Genomic DNA, 22380 nt, shown 5'->3' with positions numbered 1-22380 from the left:
TCGTCTCTCATTTTCTTAAATCAATAATTAGCTCATCTGTAATCTGCTCAAGATGGAAAAATCTTTTTATATAATGGATATCAGACCATTTTTCTTCTCCACCAATAATAAATAATTCTTGCGCATCATACATAAATGAAAAGCTTGGATAGAAACTGTCCGCTTTTATTTCAATCCCACCAGTACGATTACTGATAATCTTACAGTCTGCTGAATAGCTTAATAGCGTATAGAGAGAATCTTGTGCTGATTGGAAGAAATACTTCATAAGTGTGGTTATATCATCACTATTGGTAATGCACACTTTAAAAAAGTTCGTATCCTTTTTCTTATTAGTAAAAACTAGCTCAAAATGAAGTTTATTCTCTTCTAAAAACCCTTCAATAAAGTCTCTACATAAATAAGTTTCAAATAACATATACATAGGAAATTTGTTATGTGTACCCATAAATCCTTTAATGATTTCTTCGAATCCTGTATGCTGATTCAAATTCGTTCCCACTCCTATCATAATAGGGTGATTTAAATAAATAGGATACGGTGATAGCCCTTCATCTTTTAACATATACACTCGTTTTTCATCTGTATGAAGAGCTGGTTTAGACTCTTTTAGTAAGTATTGAGATAATTGAACATTTAACACATTTACACCTGCCTATCATGTCATACATAAACTGTATCTATTAAGTTAGAAAAAAGGATGAACAATTCATATTTTACCGTGTATAAGCGAGAAGAACTAGAATAGATCGCCGGCTTACATGTCTCCAGGATAATAAATGAACATCGCACCTACAAATGAAAAAACTAAACAAAAAACAGCCTCGTATTTTATAACTAAAGAAGAGTTCGTATCAAGCCTTTTTTCCTCTCTTTTACATATCATTTTAAACATTTTAAATAAAACTCTATATATTACATACCCCACAATTGCCCCAAGGGTATTCGTAAATACATCATCAATATCTGTAATTCTATTATTTAATAATTGGTTTAACTCAATTGCCAATGAAAAAAAGAATCCCGCACATACGGTGTTTTTCATTTTTCTAAACTGCGACCAAATAGTCGGTAATAAAAAACCTAATGGCATAAACAGTACAATGTTCAAAAGATACGTCGTACTACCTGCCGTATCAAATAGAGTCAAGTTGATTTGACTTACACGAATCCACGTTTCATATCTACTTATATCCCATACAGTCGCGATCTGCGTCACCCTATACACTAGCGAAAGGTAGAATAGAAAAACATATACCCACAAAAAATGCAGAATAGATATAGTTCTTTTCGCTTTAAAATAAAATCCAATTTGAAACACAATACAAAACATAATAGTAAAAAAATAAGTATACAAATAACTCATCAAAACTCCTGTATCCATGTAGAATCCCCTAACTTTACAATTTCATCTATGACTTTGTTGTTTATAGGATAGGAGAAACTTTTAAAATAAAAAGTGGGGTAAACATAAAATTTTTCTTAAATCTTCAGTTGGGTTTTATTATTACTCTTCTTAGGAATCCACCATTGATAGCTAGGCAACAGTATGCTTACACTTAACAATATTATCATTTTTGCACGTAATCCTCGTAATACTTTAACCGATGAAGCATATATAAAATCATGTGAATCGTTTGTTCAGTTAAAACATGAAATTAAGAAATATATGACGTACTATAATCACTCTTGCTATCAATAGAATGTACAGAAGATGACTCCTGTTTGCATACAGAAATCATCTTTTTTAGGTTACCGATTTTTTTTATAATGTCCTTTACAAAGGGTACAAATCAAGAGCATCTTATTCCTATTCAAGGGGATCAACTATACCTTCTTCCCTTAAAATCACTAAAACCCATTTACAAATCTATAAAAGTAGATATAATATCCTTATGGAACCTTTATTAATTTATAAAGCATTGTCAAATGAAACAAGATGTCAAATTTTATCATGGTTAAAAAATCCAGAAAACCATTTCGACGAAAAACCTTACCTAGAACAAGACCTTAACTTTCAAGTTGGAGTATGTGTAGGAGATATCCAGCTTAAAACTGGCTTAGCTCAATCGGTTATTTCTAGTTATTTATTAACTATGAAAAAAGCAGGCTTACTAGAGTCTGACCGAATTGGAAAATGGACCTACTATCGTCGAAATGAAAAAACAATACGAGAGTTTTCTGAATACGTCCAAAACGAATTATAAAATGAAAGCTAATAATCAATCAGCATACTAATTGATTATTAGCTTTCACACATTCTGCTTTTTTACAGGTATCCAATGACTTCTTATAAATTGCACTGCCTGTAAAAGCAAGAAACATCGAAAGGAGAATTTTTTTTAATATATCATATCTAGTTATTTAGATATCTGTTATTGTATTTCAGATTACATACTCCTGATAATATTGGCATCCAATCATGCTTATAATAATGCTTCTTTGTTAATGAATTTACTTTCAAAATACTGATACGAATGGAGAGTTTTATAAATGAAAAAAGTAAATCCTTTACTTATTCTGACACTTGCAATAGGTGTGTTCGGAATTATTACTACCGAGATGGGTATTGTCGGCGTATTACCACAAATCACTGAAAAGTTCGGAATTTCAACTACACAAGCTGGATTTTTAGTAAGTATATTTGCACTAGTTGTTGCTATTTCTGGTCCGTTTTTAATTCTGCTCGTCTCTAGTATTAATCGCAAAATAATTTTATTAACAGCAATTTTCACATTTGTTATTTCAAATTTAATCTACGCTTATACAACACAATTTGAAGTCATGCTTGTTTTTCGTATTTTACCGGCAGCGCTTCATCCACTCTTCTTTTCAATCGCTCTTGTAACAGCTGCTAAACTTGTCCCTCCAGAAAAGAGCGGTCAAGCAGTTACAAAAGTTTTCATGGGAATTACTGTTGGTTTCGCTTTAGGTATACCACTAACCTCTTACCTTGCAGACCAATTTTCACTCGAAATGGCTTTCTTATTCGGAGCATTCGTTAACACTCTTGCATTCATTGGAATACTACTCCTACTTCCTTCTATGCCTGTTAAAGAAAAAATGTCTTTCGGCAAACAAATTCGTATACTCGGCAAACCAGGATTATGGTTAAATATTTTAACCGTCACATTCCTTTTTGCAGCCATGTTTTCCGTATACAGCTACTTCGCCGAGTACCTTGCAAAAGTAACTTCCATGAATGGATCTCTCATCAGTATCATGCTATTCATATTTGGTATAGTTATGATTTTAGGTAATCATTTATTTGGTGGTCTCCTGCAAAAAAGCATAATAAACACTGTAATATCATTCCCTATTCTATATTCTATTGTTTACATATTGGTTTATTATTTAGGTTCCTACCTTGTTCCAATGATTTTTATAGTATTCATTTGGGGAATCGTACATGCTGGTGGATTAATTGTTGGTCAAACATGGTTAATAAGTGAAGCTAAAGAAGCACCTGAATTTGGTAACAGTCTATTCGTTTCGTTCTCAAATCTCGGAATTACTTTAGGAACCACTATTGGAGGCTGGTTCATTTCAAACTTAGGTATTCACCAGCTTATTTGGAGCGGCTTTATATTCACACTACTCTCATTTCTATTAATTATAATAAAACTAAAATTTTTCAATTCTAATAGCCAGGCTTCATTATCAAGCTAGTACATTTTCAGTTCCAAATTCGATAAAGTGAAACTTTAATCAGCCCTCACCAATCGGACTTTTATTAATTTCAACGTTTAGACAGATACATAACTCCAAAACTAAAACGTTTATTGCAATTATCGATATGGAACATTTTACAAAACAACTTAACATGGTAAAATAATATTCGGACAGGAGTCCAATATTATTAAAATTAAGATGGTTCAAGTCGGAGGAAGGCACCTTAGGGTGTCTTTTCTTTATTTGCAAATGGACCTGCTCAATTATTGTGTAAAAAACATAAAGTAAGTTGAATCCATTAAAATACATGAGTGACCCCTTGTTTTCCCCTCTTATTAAAGGAGGAACTATTATGGGATTTGGTGGTAGTTGTAGTAGTGGTTGTGGCGGCGGCTTTGCTTTACTAGTTGTATTGTTTATTTTATTAATCATTGTTGGAGCTTCTTGCTTCTGCTAAAAAACTATTGGAAAAGACACTCTTATATGGGTGTCTTTTCTTTGTAATAAAAAGCTCTCTAGAAAAGAAAGTTTTGAGGCTTTTACATTCAAATCATCCAAATTAGTTATTTACACAGCACTTTATTTCTTCTCATCCCTCATACTGTAATAGCCCAAATTAATAATAATCAGGAAATACCCACCCATAATTCCAGCTGCAAATGTCCACATGTACTCACGGTGTTCAATTTCATACATAATAATCGCACCGAGTATGGCGGCTGCAAACCGATTCATCATGCCGAGCATTGGTGCTTTTTCTTTTTTTACGATGCTATTTCCGAACTTTTCGATACGCCTTCCTAAAATCCAGGCGCAGTACATACTCACTAAAAGGCCGATGCTTATCCCTACAAACTGGGCTGGAAAAGGTGTCAGCAACCATCCCAATAACATCACGCCTAATAAACAATATATTTGTATGTTGAATGATCTTAATGCCATACGAATCATATTATGCTCCTTATCTTTCCTATTAATCCCATCTTTCGGACTTCAAGCTTTCCGATATATCTTTTTTAAAATGAGGGAATTTGATTTTACTCACCATTAAATAAGCGAGTACGCATGTGCCAAATGCCACGGAAACTGGGTTATTTAGGAGGCATAAAATGAGGAGACACATTGCCGCAAATGGAATGGGCATTCCGATGAATGTTGGGAGTTTGCTTTGTTGCGTGTTAAATCTAGCAAGCCGCAGCATTCCGCAAATACTATAAGCGAGCGCACATATCATCCCGATAAACTGCAAATCTTTTAAAGCGACACTATAGGCAAGAATAGATGGTGCCACACCGAAGGTCACTAAATCCGCAAATGAGTCTAACTCTCCGCCTATTTCCGAAGCAGCATCTAGTTTCCGAGCGACCATACCATCAAACAGATCAAATACCATACCTGTAATAATGAACATAACTGCACCATGCATATCGTGAACGAAAACAGCGTGAATAGCCAAAAGCCCACACACAAAATTTGCTATCGTAATCATATTTGGTATGTAACTCATCACACGCTTCTCCTCCTTTCTACTAATTGCTTCATCTTCATTCTTACTCATTAGACTCAAGATCCTTCTGCTTTTCTTCCAATATCACTTTATTTATTTTCGTTAACGTATCAGTCATTTGCTGCAACGCTCCAATATCAATTTTCGAGAAATATTTCTCGATCAATACATCATCTAACTCAGACAATCTTTCGATATATTTACTACCGTTTGGACCGATCGTAAGGAAATACTCCCTTTTATTGTTAGGATTCACTTGTTTCGAAATCATCTGTTGCTTTTCCAATTTCGATAAAACTTGGCTCACAGCACTTTTCGTTATATTAAACGTACTCGCAATGTTATTTGCTGTCGTGTTTTCATTTAAATGAATATGAAATAACATGCTCTCTTGCTGCCCAGTAAGACCGAACTCATCCTTTAAATCTTGAAATAGTAAAATATAGAGTTCCGTATAGGCTCGATTCATTTCATTAATTACTTCTTTATACGTTCTAGTCATAGCATCCTCCATGCTTTTATTTCGTTTTGCTTAATAGTTAAGTTTACTTAACTTAACTATATTATACCGTTATGTTTGTGTAAAGGGAAATATAACTCTACACTTTACTCACAATGATACAAAAAAGAAGACACTCTTCTAAAACATGTTTAGTCGCTTCTGTCTCACTGCTTTCCTCATCCAAATACTTGGCAAGTCATTCTGAATAATCAAAAAGAAAATCAACAAAATTCCATATAGACCCATTACTGGTTAAAATGTTATAATGGAATTACCCTACATAGTTACTCATAGCCAGACTGAGGAACTAGCGTCTTATTAAGTAATGCGCATAACTAAAATAAAAAAGACACTTTACGGTGTCTTTTTTATTTATATTCCTAGGAATTATCTCTTTTATAAACAGACTCTATCAAACAGTAAAGGAGACTAACAGATGGAACATCCTGTTGCAAGAGAATTACGTTTTATACGGGTATGTCTTATCATTTTGATTATTGTCATTGCGTTTTGGGACCGGGAGAAAACTGTAGAAAGCGATTTAAATTGTCTTTTCTTTATAAACTACATCCAAAAAGTTGGATAGCTTCTTTTACTACTCATGTTATTGATGAATAAAGCAATAACTACAATAACTACGGAGTCAATTAAAACTGGTGTTACTAAATAACTCCAACTATTTGCCCCTAAAATAACGATAATCGGATCGGCCCCTGCCGGAGGGTGCGTCGTTCTCGTTAACATCATAACGGCTATTGCCATCCCCACCGCTAAAGCAATTGTCCAATATTCATTCCCAAACAAATGATATATTGATAGACCAATGAAAGTTGAAATCAAATGTCCTCCAATAATATTACGCGGCTGAGATAATGGCGCATTCCAAACTCCAAATGCTAATACACAACTCGCCCCAAATGGAGCCATTAATAATTCTGTAGAGGTTATGCTCGTTAAATATGTTAAGGTAAGAATTGTTAAAAATCCCCCTAGTAGTCCTGTTAAAGAGTCCTTTATATTTACTTGTAATGGACTTCTTCCTTTCCCTTTCATTTTCGTAAAATATCGTACACTTATTGGTTGAGGATCTTTCTGCTTAGTTGCTGTTATATTATCCATCGTTCTCCTCCTTTATTTACCAACAATTATAACTTGATATAACTAACCTGTAAATATCAATTTTAGAGGTTAGTTAAAGAATAAAAAAAAAGAATCAACTGTTATAAGTTGATTCTCTAGACTTCTTCAAATTTTCGATCCTGAAATTTTGCTACCTTTTTCCGGTTCCCACATATTTTCATAGAACACCATTTTCGTTTCCCACTCTTATCTATAAATAATAAAACACAGTCAGGATTTGAACACCTTTTAAGGAAAATAAGCTTATTTTCTGCTATTAACGTTAAAGCATCAAATGCAATTAACGATGCGAGTATATCCTCGATTTCTCCAACCGGGATAGATACTAGCTGCTGTTCAATGATTTTATATGTAAATGGTGCCTTCTCAATTTGTTTTTCTAAATACGTAATAAAATCATTAGAAATCTCTTGTTGATCAGCAATTGCCTCAAACTGTTTTCTCAGTACTTCTCTTACCTCTAATATGCTAGATGTAACTTGATTCGTGCGCTCTTGAATCCTTATAAATGTTTTTTCATTCCAAAAAGGAAGATTAACCTTTATTACATGTAGCCATTCTAATACATCTTCATTTGTTATTAATAAATCATAACGTTGTCCACGCCTAACTAGCTCTGTATTTACTAAATCTAATGAGAGATTTCCAGATATAAGCGGGAATTGTTTTTTGTCCTGCATGTACTCATCACCTTCTCTTTAAATAATCATATTCCAAATTAATACAGCAGTGCAACTTTTTTATAAACTACAAAGTATGAAGATCAAAGCCTTTAGACATAATTACGACTAAAGGCTTTTTGTAGATAAGTAAATGAAAAGGAGATAATTTTATGGAACATAATAAAAATGGAATACTTGCCTTAATTGTTTTATTTTTAGGATTAGTGTTTTTTGTTAGTGGAATGGTTTATCATTTATGGGGCTCATTTTAATTTCAACTTTTAGACGGATAAATAACTCGAATCAGAGAAATGCACAATATTTTCCCTTTTCCTTCCAAAATTAATATAATAAGATATAAAATGTAATACATATAAAGACAAATATATAGCACTCATTAAAGTGCTTCTATTTTGGAAGGAAGAAACGATGAACAAAAAGTTATTAGCCCCATTATTATGTAGCACATTCTTGTTTGGAGTATCAGCTTGCGGTTCACATGATGCGCCTGCGAAAAATGAGCAGGCGACTTCTAAAAAAACAGAGAATGACAAACTTAGCAGCAAGGATTCGCAAAAAGAACTTCCTACCAATGTAGATTCCTCTGATGTATACATGTCAATGGGATCTGCCGAGTCATTAGATGTTATAGGGACTGGAGAAGTTAAAGCACAAGGTGTCTTTAAAGTATTAGACATCGCAGTTTATAATCGTAAAGAAGAACCCATTACACTAGATATTAACAACTTTAAATTAATTGATGGATTTGGAAGAGAATATCACATTTCTAATGAATATCAATCCGTACTTAAAGCTGCAAATACGTCTACATTTAAATTTGGTATTGTTAACCCTGATGAACATTCGGACGGAAACATTGTATTCGATGTACCGAAAAACACGCGAGGATTAACTTTAAAATTTAATAATGATAAGTTAGATAAAGAGCTCCAATTAAAAGTGGAATTGGAATAGGCAAAATAAATACGTCTCCCTTAACATTCTCTACTAACATAAAAAAGTACAGTCTTTTCTACAGCAGACTGTACTTTTTCATTTATCATTTCACATAACATTCCCTAATTTTTTTGACTAGATGCTCTCCAATCACGAAAAGATGTTGGGCGTCCAGAAAAAGCTCTTTGCTTTGTAACAGATGGTTTTTCTTCAGGAGTCATTGTTTTTTCTTTAAGCGTCGCTGGTTTTTCTTTAAGCGTCACTGATTTTTCTTCAAGAATAGTCACAGCTGTTTGCATTTTCTCTAACTGTTCTTTCAGCAATTGTTGTTCAATCTTTAAATCCGTAAGTAAACGTAAAATCATCTCAGAATTAGCCATAAGATCCTCCTTCCCCCAATACACAGAATAAAATACAATATGTAGAAGGCGGGATACCGGTGACAAAAATAAGGTCGTCAACTCTTTTTAACTTCTAAAATCCTTTTATTTTTTTAAGGACCTGCTCCATTCATCCTTAAAAACATAAATTAAATTAAATCCATTAATAAATGGTCTTTATGGAAGGAGGAGTTAATATGGGCTATGGCGGTAGTTGTGGTGGAGGCTGTGGTTTCGGCGGCGGATTTGCCTTACTTGTTGTGCTCTTCATCTTATTAATCATCGTTGGCGCTAGCTGTTGGGGCGGCGGATTCGGCTGCTAAGGAGAGGCACTCTTGAGAGTGTCTTTTTTTTGGTATGTGGCTCGTATACATATTAAAAAAAATTTCCGTTCTAGAAGTACTATAATATTAGCTTAACATGTCAGTTCCCCCTAATTAATAGGTGGTTCTAGCCTATAGAATTCTTTTAAATATAAAATGAAACTATATTTCTCAATGAATAAAACAATTTAACATGGTAAAATAATATTTGGATGGGAGTCCAATATATTATTAAAATTAAGATGGTTCAAGTCGAAGGAAGGCACCTTAGGGTGTCTTTTCTTTTTTATAAATAATTATAAATTAAAATTGTAAAGGATGCTTACTACTTACAAGGAACATTTTCTTCCCTACAACTATTTATTTGAAACTAATTACTATTATAAATATAAAGAAGTTATGGATAAAGTAGTGAGGTAAATAAAACAAAATATAGATTTAATTCATGTTTCTCAACGAGGTACCACCAGCATTTTCAAAAAAATACGCTAAGCAAAAAAATAATCAGCTGTCCATATGGACAGCTGATTTACATCATTACATTTCTATTATTTATCTTACCACTTGTACAGATACTGGTTTCCACCCCTGATTTTCTACCCAATCAATATTAACCTTATATTTTTTATTATTTTGCTTATCTCGTACATTACCGTAGGCTTTATTATTACCATTATTCCCAATAAAATCGAAAATCAATTGGCTCTCTGGAACATCAACAGCATAAGAAATTGCTTTTTTCATCTCACTCCAATCTACTGTTCCTTCTTTAAATTTCATTTCAGGTTTTGCTCCTTGCTCGGTACCAATTGGCTTCCAAGAAGGATTAGTTTGAGAACCCTTTTCTTGAGATGCCGTTTTTTCTTCCTCATTATTTTCAGTTCCGTTCGTTTTTACCGATTTTTCTGCTTTTGATTTCTCTTCTAGCTGTGCTGCTTCTTTATCTTCAGCTTTCTTCTCTTCTATCTTTGCTGTTTCTTTATCTTCAGTTTTCTTCTCTTCTATCTTTGCTGTTTCTTTATCTTCAGTTTTCTTCTCTTCTATCTTTGTTACTTTCTTTTCTTGAGCAATTGCTTTCGTTGATGTATTAGAAGGGGTAAACAATTGGTATGTCACTATACCAACTGTCACTAATACCAAAGTAAATGCAATATTAAAAATTGCCTTTTGACGACGATTCTGTTGTTTTTCTTGAAATCTGCTTACTTGTCCCATTCTTCAAACCTCCGTGTTTACTTTCTCCTCTACTCTTTATGTATTATCCCTAAAATTCTTAATATTTTTATTAAACAATAGAAATAAACTACACTTTCCATACAGGATTTCATATCATAATAAAATTTGTGTTTTTTCAAGTATCTGACATATGTTATTCAAAATAGTTTAATACATTAAAAATAGATAAGCTTCTGCACTTAAGAAACTTTCAATTTTATTCAAAGGTGATTCCAATTATGTCCATATTAGATCTCCTGTAGAAAGCTTTTTAACAATTAAACCTCTTCTTCCCTTATTTATAATTTTTAAATTAAATTTCCCTCTATAGTATAATAAAGATGTTTCGTTTTCTAATGGGGTATGTCGTAAAATCAAAAGGGATTTTATCTCTTTTACCTTCTTTTCAGAGTAAATTTCACCACTAGGAAATTCTATTATTCCTAATGTAATCTTTAATTCGCTCTCATCGAAAGGCCACTCCTTATTAAGTTCCCTTATCTTTTGTATAAAGCTTCTTTTGGTTTGTCCTATATATAGCAATGTTACACTCTTAGCACATACTCTAGAGATTGCAAATATCCCCTTCTTAGAAGCTTCTTCCCTATTATAAAAATCATTTATACTATACATTCCATACCATTTAATATGTACTGTTTCTATGAATCTCACCTCATTTTTAGACAATATTATAATTTCTGAATGTTCAAATTATAATGGGCGCATAGTCCTGATTACTTGAATTATAAATTGTGCTTTTCAATAATACATTTTATTATTACTAATTTCAATAATACAAAAAAAATACAATATTATAGTTTAATTACAAAACTTTATAAAAAAACAAAGTGATGTCGTACCAAATATTATATTTTTTCAATATCAGACTACCATGAACAAAAGTTAGAGAGTTATTGAATAAAATATAATTTGTATGTACATACATTTCTTTAAAAAGAAGTTTTGTAGTTTGCAACTGAATTAAAAAAAAAATAGATTTTTATGACTCTTTTGGAGATATACCAAAGTGGAATCTTTGATATGCACGTTACTATACCGAACTTTCGGTATAGTATTTTTTTGCAGCTCCTTGATTTTTCACCAAATACGTATAAAAATCAATAGTAGGAAAATAAACTGCTGGCTAAAAGTTTACTTTCGATAAAATAAAAAAGAATCTGCAAATCTGCAGATTCTCCTGATAATGATTATATAAGTATAGTATCATCCATTTATTTGACTATTATTCGGAAAGTATAAAACGGTTCACTAGATAGCAGAGTATTTTTACATATTGTATTAATTCCTTCTTCAAAAATCCCCCTAAAATAAAAAATACGCTATTCTTTCTGTAGAATCATAGGCAAGGATAGCGTATTTTTGTATGTCTATTTCTGTATTTAATGAATTATAACTATTTGCTCAAGAAATTCAAAGCTTTTTATGGACTTTCTTTTATTATATCGGTTTCACATATTTCCTCTAAAATCTCTAATACTTGATTTTTCAATTCAGCCATTTACTTATTTTCTATGACTTCTTATTCTTTTTCTTTTATAGGAATCATTGCAAGAACTGTTAAATCTGCATTCGTTAAATCTTTTATCACTTGATGAGAAGCAAATACCGGTAGCGAAACAATAAAACCATCATCTACTTTTGTAATATCATTATGTGTAACATACTCCAGAAATACTTTATTTGCAGCCGCTACAAATTCTTCATCGCCTGTTCCATCAGGGTATGATACACCAATTTCCCCTAACATAATATAATATTGCTTTTTAATACCAGTCATATCCATTGGATCAATGGATTGAATTTTGTAATTTACCATTCCAGATTTCACTTTTCTTTCAGGAATATCTAAGTCAAAAAACTCTCCAGCTTCTTCTAAAATAATATTGATATCTTTGATTGTTGTTATAGCATTAGTTGCTTCCTTAAAAAACATGAGTTGCTCTCTTGATAAAACAATATTTTTTTCCTCTTTCTTAAACTGTAGATTTTCTAAAATATCTTCTATTTCTTCTACATTTTCCAGAAAAAATATATCATTCTCCATATGAGGAATTAATTCTTTTAAGTTTATCAAATACATCTGTGAATATTTTATATTCATCTCTTTCATTTCACGTAATTTGTCTAGAAATTTTAATACCTTAGCTTTACGATATGTTTCTGCCATCATTTTCACCTCTCGTTACATTTTGTATACAATCTGTATACAGATTGTATTGGATTTGCAAGTATTAATTTTAAAATACAAAATTAATTGGTATTGTTTAAAAATTTTTATTATAGCTATCATGAATTTACTAATACAACTCCACCTATAAAGGTTACGATTCTAAAAAATATTAGATTTTCAAACATTCTTCTTCGCCTGCTGAAACTCTTACAGCGAAACGGACGAAAATCCCCATCGATACAGGGAGAAAACAGTCTTTAATATATTAGGTGTCGTTTACAATTGGACCATGTCTGATAATTAAGCCGCTTAATTTTAAAAATGAAACCCGTTAGGATTTATTTGATATGCAGAATCCCCAATGATTTGCACTGGTTTTTAGAATAAGAAAAAATCCCTTCTGAAACTGACCTTTCTTAGCCTTAGCTTGATAGCAATGTGGCGGTACCCCATCGCTATCAAGCTAAGACTTTAAAGAAGCCCCTAAACGATAATTTTGTGTTTTTTACAGCACCGAAGTTCATTTTTATAGTTTTTGGGTAACCTTTTTTGTTAGGGTGATAGATATGGGGGCTAAGTCATAAATGTTTAAAAAAGAGCTCGTCCTATCTTTTCTGTACGAGAAACAAGATAGATTGACCTAGTACTGTGGAAATCTTTAATGGGTACAGAACAAAGAGATAAATGACCTATGTGTTCTGAAATTGTTCGAAACACGCTCTTACTTTATTTAATTGATTCATTCTTTTATAAAAAAGTCTGTTCATTTCTATGATCCTTCAACTAACGCCATCCACCCATTGAACAAAAAGGAAAAAGTAAAGTTAACTCTTTTTCCCATAAGGAATAATGACTTTGTTCAGTAATCATTATCATTTTGCTAATGTAATGAACTTACTTTATTAATTTTCAACGGATACCCTCTTCATTAATCGCTTTAATTTATTTTCTGTATCCGTTTCCCCTACTGGCGTATAGATACTACACCGTAAATCCATATCACCTTGAACTTGAAAAGAAGTTAAATTAAACAACATTTTGCCTGCTTTAGCATGTCTGAATTCAATTATCATGTCTGGAGCCTTACTCACTTGACTTTCTTGCCATAAATTCTGGAATTCTGGATGGGAACGACTCATTTCTTCAATAAACTGGCTGTACCATTCATCGTCTAAATAGCGTCCATAATAGGTACGGAAAATAGCTAGAAAACCTTTCACGAAATGTTCCCAATTGACGGCCAATGCTTTTAACTCTTTTCTAGTGAATACTAAACGAATCAAATTTCTTTGATCATTTGGTATTTGTTCAAAATCTAAAAAAACATGAGCAGCTGCAGGATTCCAGCCCATAATATGGCAATGTCGATCCGTAATGATAGTTGGACAATATGTTAATTCATCTAGTATTCGTATTAAAGAAGGGCTAAGCTTTGATTGATCCTTTTTTGGACTTGTACTTTCTGAATTTGTTTCGAATGCCAGGTCATATAAGTAGTCTGTTTCATCATTATTTAATTGCAAAGCTTTAGAAATACAATCAAGTACGATTGTAGAAACCTTTATATCTCTTCCTTGCTCTAGCCATGTATACCAAGTGGTGCTTACACCTGCTAACTGCGCAACCTCTTCTCTTCGTAACCCAGGTGTTCTTCTCCGGTTTCCGGCAGACAAACCAATAGACTCTGGACTAATTTGGGCACGCTTAGCTTTTAAGAATGCCGACAGAGCTTTAAGCCTTGTTTTATTATTCATTTTTAAAACTCCTTATCTTATCAATTTATCCTAGTAGTAGTTATACTAGGATAAATCCCCCCCTTGTAATAGGATAAATTGACTGTAAAATACAAGTATATTATTGATTGGAGGGATTGCAAAGTGGAAAGAGTTGTGATTACTGGTATGGGCGTAGTTTCTCCTATAGGAAACGACATCAAAACATTTTGGAACAATCTAATTAAAGGGGAATCTGGTATAGTCAATATCGATACTTTCGATGTTACCAATCATAAAACAAAAATTGCGGGTATCGTCCAAGATTTTGATGCAGATGAAGTTTTAGGAAAGAAAGAAGCAAGACGTTTAGATCGTTTTTCTCAATTTGCTTTGGCTGCAGCTGAACAAGCTTGGTCAGATTCTAAGTTAGACCTCGATCGTATAGATGTAGAAAGGTTAGGCGTATACGTGGGTTCAGGTATTGGAGGGATTGAAACCTTGATTGAAAATGTTGATGCACTTAGGCAGAAGGGACCAAGAAGAGTCAGCCCAACTCTAGTACCTGCCATAATGTCTAATGCTGCTGCAGCACAAATTAGTATCAAGTGGAATGCGATGGGACCTTCTATGTCACCTGTTTCTGCCTGTGCAATTGGAAATACATCTATCGGGGAAGCCTTTAGACTAATTCGTTCTGGGGAAGCTGACGTTATATTTGCGGGTGGAACAGAGTCAGCTATAACAGACTTATCAATAGCCAGTTTTGGTAACGCTACAGCATTATCAACAAGAAACGATAATCCCACTAAAGCTAGTCGTCCATTTGATGAAAATCGAGATGGATTTGTCATGTCAGAAGGAGCTGGAATTCTAATCTTAGAATCTTTATCTCATGCTTTACATAGAGAGGCAAAGATTTATGCAGAAGTCATTGGATATGGTGCAAGTTCAGACGCATACCATATCGTAGCTACACATCCGGAAGGTAAAGGTGCTTATCTTGCAATGAGATCAGCTTTAAAAAATGCCAATATATCGCCTGAAGAAGTTGATGTTATTAGTGCCCATGCAACAAGTACAAAGGTGGGGGACATCTCTGAAACGATGGCTATTAAGCAACTGTTTGGAAAACAAGCTTATCAGATTCCGGTAACAGCTAATAAATCTATGCTTGGTCATATGTTAGGGGCAGCTGGTGGAGTTGAAGCAATTGCTCTAGCAATGAGCTTAAAGGAAGGGACAGTTCCTCCAACAATTAACTTAGAAAATCTTGATCCATTATGTGATCTGGATTATGTACCATCTGTTGCTCGCCAAGTGAAAATAAATATAGGTCTATCTAACTCATTTGGTTTCGGAGGTCATAATGCAGCCATTGTTTTAAAGAGATACGAGTGAATAAATTTCTCTCGTAAATTTAACCGTTTACTCTAGAAACGGTTAGATTTATTCAATTAAAAAAAGGAAGAGAGAGTGAGAAAATGAATATTAGAGTAGCAACTGCATTAGACTACCCTAATTTAAGAAGGATATATTTAGAATCACGGCGTGAAAGTTTTCATTGGCTAGATAGAAATGAAATGACTATAGAAGATTTTGATAAACATACTGAAGGAGAACATATACTACTAGCAGAGGAAGATAATCATATCCTCGGATTTGCTTCTTTATATTTACCTGAAAACTTTATACACAATTTATTTGTACATCCTGAGTTCTTTGGTAAGGGGGCTGGAAGACAGTTACTTCATGCTTCCATAGAAAAGATGAATACACCATTAAGATTAAAGTGTGTTTCTAAAAATCAAAAAGCATTAAAGTTTTATGAGAATATGGGCTGGAAAAAAGTTATTGAAGAAGGTGAGCTAGAAGAAAAATATTGGGTAATGATATATGAGAGGTAGCACCACATCGCTATCTAGTGAACCGTTTTATACTTTCCGAACAATAGCCAAATAAATGGATGATACTATACTTTGAATAAAAAACACAAGCATTACATAATAAATAAAATATTCCTTATCTATTAACTTAAATATTGCTACTAATGCTACTCCAATTAATATACCAACGGTTAGAACAGTATAAGATAATGACTTAATTTTAAAGATGAACATTTGCCCTCTCTCATCTTGTGACTCCATCCGACGTTCAAATGTAATTTTGTAAATTTCTGCAATAAACACCAATACTACTAACACACAAATTACAATCGTAGCAATATTAACCATTATTCATCCTCCTTATATTTAAATACATCGGTTATCTCTTTCTCAAGTGAATTAGAAATTTTGAAAGCTAAAATCAAAGAAGGGTTATATTTATTTTTTTCTAAAGCTACTATAGTTTGTCGACTGACACCAACTGCATCTGCTAATTGTTGTTGAGTCCATCTTTTTTCAGCTCTTCCTACTACTATATTATTTTCAAGCATGTCATTCCTCTCTTCTATTATACAGTTATATTAACGTAATAGTAATATCTTTTTTACAAAAAGTAAAGAATATATTACAACGAACCGAATAATACATTATATGTTTCGCCGAAAAAACATGAAAATTATACGCTATTAAATTTATTGGGGGTTCTGCCGCATGCCCACCAACTTAAGAAAACAAATCCACCCCATAACGAGAAAATGAGCTTTTTATTACAAATTAGCACAAAATTCCGTTCTGGGGGTAGGTGTATTTTGTTAGCTTGATAGCGATGTGGTGCTACCCCTCAATGAACAAAAAAAATTAGCATAGTAAAATAGTATTCGTCGGATAGGAGTCCAATATATTATTAAAATTAAGATGGTTCAAGTTGAAGGAAGGCACTTTAGGGGGTCTTTTCGTTATTTTTAAAAGGACCTGCTCCATTCATTCTTAAAAACATAAAGTAAAGTGAACCCGTTAAAATACATGAATGAACCTTAGTTTTAATCCTCTTACCTAAAGGAGGAACTATTATGGGCTATGGTGGTAGTTGCGGAGAAGGCTGTGGTTTTGCTGGAGGATTTGCTTTGCTTGTTGTACTCTTTATACTATTAATCATTATCGGATGCAGTTGCTTCTGCTAAAAAACTATTAGAAAGGACACTCTTATATGGGTGTCTTTTCTTTATGAAAAATATCTAACTATCAACCTTTTCCCTTAGTGTACCCATATTATTAGAACATCCTGTAATCTGTAGACAAAATGTAGCTAATAAAAACAATATTAATAATTTCTTCAATAAATCCTCCTACATGCATAAAACACCATATGTTACAAAACAAACATAACATCAACTCTTTATAAAAACAATATAATCCTCGGTCCTTAAGCTATCTCTTAACATAGGAGTACCGCTACATATTCATACAGCCAAAATTTTAAAATATCCTCTACTTAAGGAATTTGTAAGTATCAAGTAAGAAAAACGAGAGCTTTGCTTCGTATAATCAAAATATAAAGTGAAGGAAAAAAGATTATTTCTGGGATTAATATGCATGTAACAAGAGAAGAAATCTACATTTTTTTAGAATAATAATATTAGTATGTCCAAGCTTTGGAGATTGCTTGCAAATATTTTGAAGTTTTCGTACCAGAATTCTAATTACCATACCTGTTTTTTACCATCACATATTGGAGGTTAAAACATGAATAAAAAAAAGAAAATACAAAAATCAGTCCTTACATTTACCCTACTCTTTTCTTTAGGTGTTTCATCTTTCCCGCTTACAACAACTATTCACGCAGATACACATGAGGAACAATCTGCTGAAAAGAAACTAGTCTCTTTAACGGAGCGTACATCATTATTTTTTGAATATCTCCAGCAAGGTAAGTATGCAGAGGCAATACAGTTGACGTCTGCTGCTTTTCAATCCAAGTTTACAGCAACCACATTACAAAACTGGTGGACACAAAGTGGCTGGAGCAGGATAAAAAGCATGGGAACCCCCGTGATAAAAGAACGAAACTTGGTCCATCAGACGGTAGAAATTCCAGCAGCTACCGAAGGAACTACCATACCGCTACTCCTTAAATTCACACCTGGCGGGAAAGTAGATGAAGTTGGAGAAAGGTCACCCAAGGAATATTTTACCATCCCCCATCCTAGCTATGATCAACCTGATTCCTATCAAGAACGTGAAATCGTCATTGGAAATTCTACCTATCCGTTACCAGCCACATTAACAATTCCGAAACATAAGCGTGGTGAAAAGCTGCCCGTAGTTGTTCTTGTTCATGGTGCTGGCATCCATGATCGCGATAGCACATATATGGGAACAAAAATCTTACGAGACATTGCAGTGGGCCTTTCATCCAACGGAATTGCAGTGTTGCGCTATGAAAAACGCACCTTAGAACATGCATTAAAGATGAGTACAGAACCTGTTACGTTAGACCGTGATACTACAGATGATGCTATATTTGCAGCAAAATCAGCAGCGCAGCAGGAAGGCATTGATCCAAATAATATTTTCATTCTTGGACATAGCCTAGGAGCTGGCACAATGCCACGTATACTAAGCAAAGCACCTTCCTCACTTGTCCGAGGAAGCATCTTACTCGCACCACCTGCACGCTCTTTGACTGAAATTTCCATTGATCAGTATCAATACCTTGGGAAACCAAAGGAAGAAATCGATGAACTAAAAAGACAGGCTGCTTTTATTCAGGATCCTACTTTCAATCCTGACCATCCTCCAGCTGGCTACAATTTTGGGTCACCTCATTTTATGTATGATGTTTCTAGGTGGCGTCCAGTTGAAGAGGCAAAATCAAGAAAAGAGCCTTTACTCATTCTGCAAGGAGCACGTGATTATCAAGTAACAGTAAAAGATGAATATACAAAATGGCAGAAAGGACTTTCAAACCGCGGGAATGTTCAGTTCAAAAAATATCCGAAATTGAATCATTTCTTCACGGAGGGTGACGGGGAATTAAGTCTTCCTAGTGAATACGAAATCCCTGCTAACGTTCCCGAATACGTCATCCAGGACATTATTACATGGGTTAACGATACAAAAAAATAAGAAAACATCAAAAGCCTTCATGCAATCATCATTGCATGAAGGCTTTTTGAAACTGGTGATTCAGAGATAGCTATTATAATGCACCAAAACGAGAATTATATTTTTCTACGTACTAAATAAAACGCTAAGGAACCCATAATAACAGGTGCAACGAAGTCAAAGAAATGTGAAAAAGTAAAAGTAAAAAGAAAAAGAAATGGTATAAGTGTATAGATAACTGCTAGTCCTATAAATAAAGGAATTCCAAATTGAAACTCTCGACATCGTTTAATTTTCCTATATAAAACTTCCCCAAGTAAACAAACTATGAGAGCTGGTATACTACCATAAGTGACGATAGTTTTTATGAATCCATGTAAAACGTCCGGGTGAATAAAGCTAGGATTAAAAATATATGAAATTAAGAACCATCCAAAAATAAAAGCAAACAGACTTGCAACATAACTAACTACAAATTTTATCAAAGTAAGCAACGTAATCATCCCCATAATTCCCCAATATTATCTTCATTGTATCATTTTCTCTTAAAAAGATTCCAAAAGGATTACTTGCCCTTCAGCTTTCTTTTTTCATACTTGTTCAAGACGTATTTTTTGATGTTATTTTGTATAAAAAACTTTTGGGAGCAACCTGTTCGAAAAATTGATAAAGAATAAGCGATTGAAGGATGAAAACAGAAGACTACAAGGAAAACTGTATGAACAAATATAATGAAACAAGGCTCTTACTTTGTAGTGGTATCCACGAAGTAAGAGCCTTGTTTTTTCTACTCATTTTTTATATCAGTCTTGATTTTCCGATGGAAAGGCACAGAAAATCTACTACAGAAGGTGTGATACCTCTAGGATTAACAAATTCTTTAAATTTCTGTGTACTACGTACAAGCCCTCTACTTTTGGCATGTGCCTCTAATTCAGCTCGAACTTGTATTGTATCCGGAGCCATTCTTTCTAAAGCATGTTCAGAATATTTACGAACATTGATTTCAAGTTTTTAAAACTCATTTATTGTAACTGTAAAATGTGGCTTGAATTTTACTTCGATTGTTTTGTTTTCTACGCCACCTTGGACATATAATGAGTCATTACGGGTATAGATTCGTTTCGCCGAATGCATCTTGGTTTCAAAGATGCATTTATTTTTATAATACAAATTTAATTCAACAGTTTCCTCGTAATAACACATAATCATTACTAATTCAAAACCTAATTTATCTATTTTATTATACCTATATGCACCTGGAATAAAATAATCTTCTGGTTCACTCTCGAATATTTCTAATAATTCATATTCATCATATTGTATATTCAATTTAACAACTCCTTACGTGAATGGGCTCAATCCACTTTATTTATAATATTCACGATTTATTAGGTACAACGGAAACAACATCGCCATTATCATTCAATACGACTCTAACATCTTTCCCATCGTATTGCCATAGACCAGGTTTATTTCCAGGTTTTTTAGTAGCATGCTTAATTGTTTCTTCTACTACACTTGGTGTTACACCACGTGGATCAACTTTTTTTAATTCCTCCATGTATTCTTTTGATCCGAATGTGTAACCATTCCTTTCAGCTCTTTCGCGTGCACGCTTTGTAAGTTCTGCTCGAACCTGAATTGTATCAGGTGCCATTCTTTCAACCGCATGTTCAGTATACTTACGCCCATCAATGACGCCGCCACCTCTTGGCATACTCCATCCAATCTCTTCAGTTACCTTTGATACTTTCCCTAAATCCTTCGCTTTTTGCTCTAACTCTCCATATTTACCAAATACTCGACCAATAACTTTAGGAGTGCCACCTACAACTGTAGAAACAGTTCCCCATACATAATCATTCGGCTCATATTTTCTGTCTGTGAAAAATTCTCTTCCATTTTATCTGGATCAACACGTACTTGCCTCAACTAATTTCCTTCCTTCACCTATATGTATAAAACTTCCAAATATAAGTATAGCAAATTGATAGAGTTGGTCCAGACATGATTCGTAAATGTGTACTTTTTAATATGTTAGCGGGCCCCATATTATTTAAATTAAGAGGATTCAAGTCGGAGGAAGGCTCCTTAGGGTGTCTTTTCTTTATGAATAGAAAGCACGCCTATTTCCGTAGGTGTAGTAAATGATAACCCCTATTACCATTTATTTAAATATTTCTAAGTTGATATTATATAATTTAGATATATTTAAATTGTATTTTTATTATATAAGTAGTGCAAAAGAAGTTAGACTTTGTTATCATGTTCTACGAATTAAAATTATTTCAAGGAGGATTTTTTGTGTTTGGTATATTAAAAAAACAATGTCGATTCAATAAAATGTCGGCAATATCGTTAGGGATTTTTGTGTTTTATATGATTTTAAAGCAACTTATCGCACTAGTTTATTTCATTAGTGATGAACAGTTTGGCGGGATGAGCATTTCGTTTGACGCAATTGATTTGTTAGTTGTTCTAATAATTTATTTTTATTATCGTAGATCTAAAGAGCCTTTTACAAATCAAAATAATTTTACGATGAGTTTGCCAAAAAGCTTACTTTTAGGTCTAGTACTAACTGTAGTATGTAAATCCCTACCGCTGTTACTAGCAGACTTTATAAGTTTTCAGTCATCTAATCAAGTTGAATTAGAAAGCCAAGTAACGTTACCCATTTTAGTCTTCGCATTTTCTATTGCTCTAGTAGCACCCATTGGTGAAGAAATTGTCTATCGTGGTGTTATACAGCATGGAATTTTTAAAAATTCCTGGTTAGGTGTACTTGTTTCTTCAGCTATTTTTGCAGGTATGCATGTTAGTCTTCTTTCTTTAGAAACAATTCCATATTTCCTTTTGGGAATTGGTTTAGGTTGTACTTATAAGTTAACCGGGCGTTTATATGTGGGAATTATAATGCACATGATTAATAATTCGCTAGCAGTGATTGCTATTTATTATTTTTAACTAAAAGAATAAGAGAGAATATGCTACAGGTGAATATTAAGAAAATTAATTTGTTAATATCTTAACTCTATTTTAGACCGAACCGTCCGGTCTAAAACGTTAATTCAAGTCAGAAGACACCTTTGGGTGTCTTTTTTTCTGCATTAAAAAGCCCACCT

The 22380-nt window shown here is 33.3% G+C and carries 26 protein-coding genes and 3 pseudogenes; 12 read left to right on the top strand and 17 right to left on the bottom strand.

Annotated features, from left to right (window positions below):
* Nucleotides 1-7: 7 nt before the first annotated feature.
* Together N2V80_RS05065 and N2V80_RS05060 are read right to left on the bottom strand one after the other, a co-directional pair.
* Complete coding sequence (locus N2V80_RS05065) at nucleotides 8-643, bottom strand: hypothetical protein (RefSeq protein WP_053512805.1); 636 nt, start codon at nucleotides 641-643, stop codon at nucleotides 8-10.
* A gap of 114 nt (nucleotides 644-757) precedes the next feature.
* Entirely contained in the window at nucleotides 758-1384 is a 627-nt protein-coding gene (locus N2V80_RS05060) for a VanZ family protein (RefSeq protein ID WP_000379423.1), read from the bottom strand.
* A gap of 216 nt (nucleotides 1385-1600) precedes the next feature.
* Here N2V80_RS05060 and N2V80_RS05055 point away from each other — a divergent pair.
* From N2V80_RS05055 to N2V80_RS05040, 4 genes and pseudogenes are all read left to right on the top strand, one after another.
* Nucleotides 1601-1702: pseudogene (locus N2V80_RS05055) on the top strand (TetR family transcriptional regulator); the annotation flags it as partial.
* 193 nt (nucleotides 1703-1895) lie between these two features.
* Entirely contained in the window at nucleotides 1896-2207 is a 312-nt protein-coding gene (locus N2V80_RS05050) for an ArsR/SmtB family transcription factor (RefSeq protein ID WP_000433539.1), read from the top strand.
* Nucleotides 2208-2493: 286 nt separating this feature from the next.
* Nucleotides 2494-3669 carry an MFS transporter gene (locus N2V80_RS05045; RefSeq protein ID WP_000757550.1) on the top strand — a complete coding sequence of 392 codons (1176 nt, stop codon included), beginning with the start codon at nucleotides 2494-2496 and terminating at the stop codon, nucleotides 3667-3669.
* A 355-nt stretch (nucleotides 3670-4024) separates the two neighbouring features.
* The gene (locus N2V80_RS05040) at nucleotides 4025-4129 is read left to right on the top strand and encodes a YjcZ family sporulation protein (RefSeq protein ID WP_000505689.1); all 105 of its coding nucleotides are present in this window, start codon (nucleotides 4025-4027) and stop codon (nucleotides 4127-4129) included.
* 122 nt (nucleotides 4130-4251) lie between these two features.
* On the opposite strand, the gene N2V80_RS05035 is transcribed toward N2V80_RS05040, so the two are convergent.
* From N2V80_RS05035 to N2V80_RS05025, 3 genes are read right to left on the bottom strand one after another with little or no spacing between them, the layout of a single operon-like run.
* The gene (locus N2V80_RS05035) at nucleotides 4252-4623 is read right to left on the bottom strand and encodes an ATP synthase subunit I (RefSeq protein ID WP_000620582.1); all 372 of its coding nucleotides are present in this window, start codon (nucleotides 4621-4623) and stop codon (nucleotides 4252-4254) included.
* A 22-nt stretch (nucleotides 4624-4645) separates the two neighbouring features.
* Nucleotides 4646-5230, bottom strand: a complete 585-nt coding sequence (gene pssA / locus N2V80_RS05030; RefSeq protein WP_000041621.1) for a CDP-diacylglycerol--serine O-phosphatidyltransferase — start codon at nucleotides 5228-5230, stop codon at nucleotides 4646-4648.
* On the bottom strand, nucleotides 5223-5681 hold the full coding sequence (locus N2V80_RS05025) for a MarR family winged helix-turn-helix transcriptional regulator (RefSeq protein ID WP_000198950.1): 459 nt from the start codon (nucleotides 5679-5681) through the stop codon (nucleotides 5223-5225). The genes pssA and N2V80_RS05025 overlap by 8 nt, the downstream gene beginning before the upstream one ends.
* Nucleotides 5682-6117: 436 nt before the next feature.
* Between N2V80_RS05025 and N2V80_RS30480 the strand changes: the two are divergent.
* Nucleotides 6118-6216: pseudogene (locus tag N2V80_RS30480) on the top strand (YmzC family protein); the annotation flags it as partial.
* Nucleotides 6217-6245: 29 nt separating this feature from the next.
* Here the strand turns inward: N2V80_RS30480 and N2V80_RS05020 are convergent.
* Together N2V80_RS05020 and N2V80_RS05015 are read right to left on the bottom strand one after the other, a co-directional pair.
* Nucleotides 6246-6800 (bottom strand): HPP family protein, encoded by a 555-nt coding sequence (locus tag N2V80_RS05020; RefSeq protein ID WP_061655464.1) that lies wholly within the window; start codon nucleotides 6798-6800, stop codon nucleotides 6246-6248.
* A gap of 116 nt (nucleotides 6801-6916) precedes the next feature.
* Nucleotides 6917-7501 carry a CGNR zinc finger domain-containing protein gene (locus tag N2V80_RS05015; RefSeq protein ID WP_003312696.1) on the bottom strand — a complete coding sequence of 195 codons (585 nt, stop codon included), beginning with the start codon at nucleotides 7499-7501 and terminating at the stop codon, nucleotides 6917-6919.
* Between the two features lie 411 nt (nucleotides 7502-7912).
* On the opposite strand from N2V80_RS05015, the gene N2V80_RS05010 reads away from it, so the two are divergent.
* Nucleotides 7913-8458 (top strand): DUF4352 domain-containing protein, encoded by a 546-nt coding sequence (locus tag N2V80_RS05010; protein WP_061655465.1) that lies wholly within the window; start codon nucleotides 7913-7915, stop codon nucleotides 8456-8458.
* Nucleotides 8459-8562: 104 nt separating this feature from the next.
* Here N2V80_RS05010 and N2V80_RS05005 read toward each other — a convergent pair whose 3' ends face one another.
* Nucleotides 8563-8820 (bottom strand): hypothetical protein, encoded by a 258-nt coding sequence (locus N2V80_RS05005; RefSeq protein ID WP_000013694.1) that lies wholly within the window; start codon nucleotides 8818-8820, stop codon nucleotides 8563-8565.
* Between the two features lie 197 nt (nucleotides 8821-9017).
* On the opposite strand from N2V80_RS05005, the gene N2V80_RS05000 reads away from it, so the two are divergent.
* The gene (locus tag N2V80_RS05000) at nucleotides 9018-9143 is read left to right on the top strand and encodes a YjcZ family sporulation protein (protein ID WP_000540377.1); all 126 of its coding nucleotides are present in this window, start codon (nucleotides 9018-9020) and stop codon (nucleotides 9141-9143) included.
* Between the two features lie 552 nt (nucleotides 9144-9695).
* Here the strand turns inward: N2V80_RS05000 and N2V80_RS04995 are convergent.
* The 4 genes from N2V80_RS04995 to N2V80_RS04975 all read right to left on the bottom strand — a co-directional run bounded on the left by N2V80_RS04995 (nucleotide 9696) and on the right by N2V80_RS04975 (nucleotide 14303).
* A complete protein-coding gene (locus N2V80_RS04995) occupies nucleotides 9696-10358 on the bottom strand; it encodes a YrrS family protein (protein ID WP_109103147.1) in 663 nt (220 codons plus the stop codon).
* Between the two features lie 237 nt (nucleotides 10359-10595).
* Nucleotides 10596-11030, bottom strand: a complete 435-nt coding sequence (locus N2V80_RS04990) for a hypothetical protein (protein WP_002100802.1) — start codon at nucleotides 11028-11030, stop codon at nucleotides 10596-10598.
* Nucleotides 11031-11898: 868 nt separating this feature from the next.
* The gene (locus N2V80_RS04985; protein ID WP_016109367.1) at nucleotides 11899-12549 is read right to left on the bottom strand and encodes a hypothetical protein; all 651 of its coding nucleotides are present in this window, start codon (nucleotides 12547-12549) and stop codon (nucleotides 11899-11901) included.
* A 902-nt stretch (nucleotides 12550-13451) separates the two neighbouring features.
* On the bottom strand, nucleotides 13452-14303 hold the full coding sequence (locus N2V80_RS04975) for a helix-turn-helix transcriptional regulator (RefSeq protein WP_001060883.1): 852 nt from the start codon (nucleotides 14301-14303) through the stop codon (nucleotides 13452-13454).
* 123 nt (nucleotides 14304-14426) lie between these two features.
* On the opposite strand from N2V80_RS04975, the gene fabF reads away from it, so the two are divergent.
* Both fabF and N2V80_RS04965 read left to right on the top strand, forming a co-directional pair.
* Nucleotides 14427-15662 carry a beta-ketoacyl-ACP synthase II gene (fabF, locus tag N2V80_RS04970; protein ID WP_000442906.1) on the top strand — a complete coding sequence of 412 codons (1236 nt, stop codon included), beginning with the start codon at nucleotides 14427-14429 and terminating at the stop codon, nucleotides 15660-15662.
* 83 nt (nucleotides 15663-15745) lie between these two features.
* A complete protein-coding gene (locus N2V80_RS04965; RefSeq protein WP_001026484.1) occupies nucleotides 15746-16168 on the top strand; it encodes a GNAT family N-acetyltransferase in 423 nt (140 codons plus the stop codon).
* A gap of 27 nt (nucleotides 16169-16195) precedes the next feature.
* Here the strand turns inward: N2V80_RS04965 and N2V80_RS04960 are convergent, their stop codons facing one another.
* Entirely contained in the window at nucleotides 16196-16495 is a 300-nt protein-coding gene (locus N2V80_RS04960; protein ID WP_000247165.1) for a hypothetical protein, read from the bottom strand.
* The gene (locus tag N2V80_RS04955) at nucleotides 16495-16698 is read right to left on the bottom strand and encodes a helix-turn-helix transcriptional regulator (protein WP_000892395.1); all 204 of its coding nucleotides are present in this window, start codon (nucleotides 16696-16698) and stop codon (nucleotides 16495-16497) included. Before N2V80_RS04955 ends, N2V80_RS04960 begins: the two co-directional genes overlap by 1 nt.
* A 519-nt stretch (nucleotides 16699-17217) precedes the next feature.
* Here N2V80_RS04955 and N2V80_RS04950 point away from each other — a divergent pair.
* Both N2V80_RS04950 and N2V80_RS04945 read left to right on the top strand, forming a co-directional pair.
* Entirely contained in the window at nucleotides 17218-17328 is a 111-nt protein-coding gene (locus tag N2V80_RS04950) for a YjcZ family sporulation protein (RefSeq protein WP_000540371.1), read from the top strand.
* A gap of 562 nt (nucleotides 17329-17890) precedes the next feature.
* The gene (locus tag N2V80_RS04945) at nucleotides 17891-19273 is read left to right on the top strand and encodes an alpha/beta hydrolase (RefSeq protein ID WP_061655466.1); all 1383 of its coding nucleotides are present in this window, start codon (nucleotides 17891-17893) and stop codon (nucleotides 19271-19273) included.
* 95 nt (nucleotides 19274-19368) lie between these two features.
* Here N2V80_RS04945 and N2V80_RS04940 read toward each other — a convergent pair whose 3' ends face one another.
* The 3 genes and pseudogenes from N2V80_RS04940 to N2V80_RS04930 all read right to left on the bottom strand — a co-directional run.
* Nucleotides 19369-19755 (bottom strand): hypothetical protein, encoded by a 387-nt coding sequence (locus tag N2V80_RS04940; protein ID WP_000631597.1) that lies wholly within the window; start codon nucleotides 19753-19755, stop codon nucleotides 19369-19371.
* Between the two features lie 511 nt (nucleotides 19756-20266).
* Complete coding sequence (locus N2V80_RS04935; RefSeq protein ID WP_061655467.1) at nucleotides 20267-20584, bottom strand: hypothetical protein; 318 nt, start codon at nucleotides 20582-20584, stop codon at nucleotides 20267-20269.
* 49 nt (nucleotides 20585-20633) lie between these two features.
* Nucleotides 20634-21158, bottom strand: a pseudogene (locus tag N2V80_RS04930) (hypothetical protein); the annotation flags it as partial.
* A gap of 401 nt (nucleotides 21159-21559) precedes the next feature.
* On the opposite strand from N2V80_RS04930, the gene N2V80_RS04925 reads away from it, so the two are divergent.
* On the top strand, nucleotides 21560-22222 hold the full coding sequence (locus N2V80_RS04925) for a CPBP family intramembrane glutamic endopeptidase (protein ID WP_000467045.1): 663 nt from the start codon (nucleotides 21560-21562) through the stop codon (nucleotides 22220-22222).
* Nucleotides 22223-22380: the final 158 nt, after the last annotated feature.

Origin of the sequence: Bacillus sp. FSL W8-0640 (assembly GCF_038007725.1) — a bacterium.
Lineage (GTDB): Bacteria > Bacillota > Bacilli > Bacillales > Bacillaceae_G > Bacillus_A > Bacillus_A cereus.
This window is presented reverse-complemented; position numbering and strand designations above follow the sequence as displayed.

Bases quoted from the DNA above. Each gene is read 5' to 3' on its own strand.
- N2V80_RS05060 (WP_000379423.1), bottom strand. From the start codon at position 1,384: ATGGATACAGGAGTTTTGATGAGTTATTTGTATACTTATTTTTTTACT.
- N2V80_RS05050 (WP_000433539.1), top strand. From the start codon at position 1,896: ATGGAACCTTTATTAATTTATAAAGCATTGTCAAATGAAACAAGATGT.
- N2V80_RS05045 (WP_000757550.1), top strand. From the start codon at position 2,494: ATGAAAAAAGTAAATCCTTTACTTATTCTGACACTTGCAATAGGTGTG.
- N2V80_RS05040 (WP_000505689.1), top strand. From the start codon at position 4,025: ATGGGATTTGGTGGTAGTTGTAGTAGTGGTTGTGGCGGCGGCTTTGCT.
- N2V80_RS05035 (WP_000620582.1), bottom strand. From the start codon at position 4,623: ATGATTCGTATGGCATTAAGATCATTCAACATACAAATATATTGTTTA.
- pssA (WP_000041621.1), bottom strand. From the start codon at position 5,230: ATGAGTAAGAATGAAGATGAAGCAATTAGTAGAAAGGAGGAGAAGCGT.
- N2V80_RS05025 (WP_000198950.1), bottom strand. From the start codon at position 5,681: ATGACTAGAACGTATAAAGAAGTAATTAATGAAATGAATCGAGCCTAT.
- N2V80_RS05020 (WP_061655464.1), bottom strand. From the start codon at position 6,800: ATGGATAATATAACAGCAACTAAGCAGAAAGATCCTCAACCAATAAGT.
- N2V80_RS05015 (WP_003312696.1), bottom strand. From the start codon at position 7,501: ATGCAGGACAAAAAACAATTCCCGCTTATATCTGGAAATCTCTCATTA.
- N2V80_RS05010 (WP_061655465.1), top strand. From the start codon at position 7,913: ATGAACAAAAAGTTATTAGCCCCATTATTATGTAGCACATTCTTGTTT.
- N2V80_RS05005 (WP_000013694.1), bottom strand. From the start codon at position 8,820: ATGGCTAATTCTGAGATGATTTTACGTTTACTTACGGATTTAAAGATT.
- N2V80_RS05000 (WP_000540377.1), top strand. From the start codon at position 9,018: ATGGGCTATGGCGGTAGTTGTGGTGGAGGCTGTGGTTTCGGCGGCGGA.
- N2V80_RS04995 (WP_109103147.1), bottom strand. From the start codon at position 10,358: ATGGGACAAGTAAGCAGATTTCAAGAAAAACAACAGAATCGTCGTCAA.
- N2V80_RS04985 (WP_016109367.1), bottom strand. From the start codon at position 12,549: ATGATGGCAGAAACATATCGTAAAGCTAAGGTATTAAAATTTCTAGAC.
- N2V80_RS04975 (WP_001060883.1), bottom strand. From the start codon at position 14,303: ATGAATAATAAAACAAGGCTTAAAGCTCTGTCGGCATTCTTAAAAGCT.
- N2V80_RS04965 (WP_001026484.1), top strand. From the start codon at position 15,746: ATGAATATTAGAGTAGCAACTGCATTAGACTACCCTAATTTAAGAAGG.
- N2V80_RS04960 (WP_000247165.1), bottom strand. From the start codon at position 16,495: ATGGTTAATATTGCTACGATTGTAATTTGTGTGTTAGTAGTATTGGTG.
- N2V80_RS04955 (WP_000892395.1), bottom strand. From the start codon at position 16,698: ATGCTTGAAAATAATATAGTAGTAGGAAGAGCTGAAAAAAGATGGACT.
- N2V80_RS04950 (WP_000540371.1), top strand. From the start codon at position 17,218: ATGGGCTATGGTGGTAGTTGCGGAGAAGGCTGTGGTTTTGCTGGAGGA.
- N2V80_RS04945 (WP_061655466.1), top strand. From the start codon at position 17,891: ATGAATAAAAAAAAGAAAATACAAAAATCAGTCCTTACATTTACCCTA.
- N2V80_RS04940 (WP_000631597.1), bottom strand. From the start codon at position 19,755: ATGATTACGTTGCTTACTTTGATAAAATTTGTAGTTAGTTATGTTGCA.